Source organism: Cyanobium sp. LEGE 06143, from assembly GCF_015207535.1.
Taxonomy (GTDB): Bacteria; Cyanobacteriota; Cyanobacteriia; order PCC-6307; family Cyanobiaceae; genus NIES-981.
Map to the genome: position 1 here is coordinate 1 of NZ_JADEWP010000298.1, position 1,822 is coordinate 1,822.

3 protein-coding genes are annotated in these 1,822 nt (G+C 68.2%); all 3 read left to right on the forward strand.

Translation table 11 applies throughout. The features are described from left to right. Positions 1-372, forward strand: a 372-nt coding sequence (locus tag IQ216_RS13740) for a uracil phosphoribosyltransferase (RefSeq protein ID WP_228007544.1), incomplete at its 5' end; no start/stop codon positions are given. Positions 373-396: 24 nt separating this feature from the next. Continuing rightward, positions 397-759 carry a hypothetical protein gene (locus tag IQ216_RS13745; RefSeq protein WP_228007545.1) on the forward strand — a complete coding sequence of 121 codons (363 nt, stop codon included), beginning with the start codon at positions 397-399 and terminating at the stop codon, positions 757-759. A gap of 29 nt (positions 760-788) precedes the next feature. Beyond that, the coding region (locus tag IQ216_RS13750; protein WP_193815917.1) for a dihydroxy-acid dehydratase at positions 789-1,822 on the forward strand (1,034 nt) is incomplete at its 3' end.

Consider the following 1,822-nt stretch of genomic DNA (forward strand, 5'->3'; position numbering starts at 1 on the left):
GTGCTGCCGGCGGCCCGTGTGCGCCACGTGGATCGCCTCGGCACCCTGCTGCCAGTAGAGATCGAGAGCCGTTGCGGCGTGCTGGTGTTCGCACCGGAAGTGGCGTCCGGCCACAGCCTGCTGGAGCTGCTGCACCAACTGCGGCAGCGGGGGGTTGAGGGCGACCGGCTGCGGGTGATCACGGCCCTGGTGGCCTCGCCGGGCCTGAAGGCCATCGGTGAGCAGTTTCCCAGCCTCACCCTCTACGCCGGCTGCATCGATCCTGATCTGACCGGCGATGGGGCGATTGAGCCGGGTATCGGCGCTGTAGCTGAAAGGCTGTTCGGCATCCCCGGAAACGGAGCTGTCGTCCCGGCCGCTGCCTCTGCCTAGGGTTGGAACACTTGTGCACTGTTGATGGCTGATCGCCAGGCTGGTCAGAGACACCCAGGCGGTGCGGCGGCCAGCGCCGCTGCCGGCGACTCCTCGGCCCTTCTGATCAGTGCCCTGGCCGGAGCCGTGCTCGGCGCGGCCGGCCTGGGCTGGTGGCTGCTGTCGAAAGCGGATCAGCGCCGCGGCAGCATGCGCCAGCAGCGGGTGCTGCGGCTCTCGCGGCTGCAGGAGAGCGGTGGGGCGGTGGAGGGCCTGCCGGCACCGGCCTCCCTGACGGCCAGCAATGACCGGGAGCTGCACCAGAAGGTGCACCAGCTCAACGAGGCCATCGAGGATGTGCGCCGTCAGCTGGAAACCCTCAGCATTGGCCGTCAGGGCTCTCGGTAAGTTGCTTGCAGGCACTTTCCGCTGAGGCCATGCTCCGATCCGCTGCCATCACCCAGGGCGTTCAGCGTTCCCCGAACCGGGCCATGCTGCGGGCCGTGGGCTTCGGCGACGGCGACTTCGCCAAGCCGATCATCGGCATCGCCAACGGCTACAGCACGATCACCCCCTGCAACCTCGGCCTCAACGACCTCACCCGCCGGGCCGAGCAGGCCGCCCAGCTGGCGGGGGCGATGCCCCAGACCTTCGGCACCATCACGGTGAGCGATGGCATCTCGATGGGCACCGAGGGGATGAAGTATTCCCTGGTGAGCCGCGAGGTGATCGCCGATTCGATCGAAACCGCCTGCAACGCCCAGAGCATGGACGGCCTGCTGGCGGTGGGCGGCTGCGACAAGAACATGCCCGGAGCCATGCTGGCCATGGCCCGCATGAACATCCCGGCGATCTTCGTGTATGGCGGCACGATCAAACCCGGCAGACTCGGGCCCTGCGATCTCACCGTGGTGAGCGCCTTTGAGGCCGTGGGCCAGTTTTCCGGCGGCCGCATCGACGAGGCCGAGCTCACCGCCATCGAGAAAAACGCCTGCCCCGGTGCCGGCAGTTGCGGTGGCATGTTCACCGCCAACACGATGAGTTCGGCCTTCGAGGTGCTGGGCCTCAGCCTTCCCTACAGCTCCACCATGGCGGCCGAAGACCCGGAGAAGGCCGAGAGTGCCGCCCGCTCCGCCGAAGTGCTCGTGCGGGCGATCGCCGCCGACATCCGCCCCCGCGACCTGCTCACCAGGGAGGCCTTTGAAAATGCCATCAGCGTGATCATGGCCGTGGGCGGCTCCACCAATTCGGTGCTACACCTGCTCGCCATCGCGCGCACGGCCGGCGTGCCCCTCAGCATCGACGACTTCGAAGTGATCCGCCAGCGGGTGCCGGTGATCTGCGATCTCAAGCCCAGTGGCCGCTACGTGACGGTGGAACTGCACCGGGCCGGGGGCATCCCCCAGGTGATGAAGCTGCTGCTGGAGGCCGGCCTGCTCCATGKCGACTGCCGCACCATCGAGGGCCGCAC

Bases quoted from the DNA above. Each gene is read 5' to 3' on its own strand.
- IQ216_RS13745 (WP_228007545.1), top strand. From the start codon at position 397: ATGGCTGATCGCCAGGCTGGTCAGAGACACCCAGGCGGTGCGGCGGCC.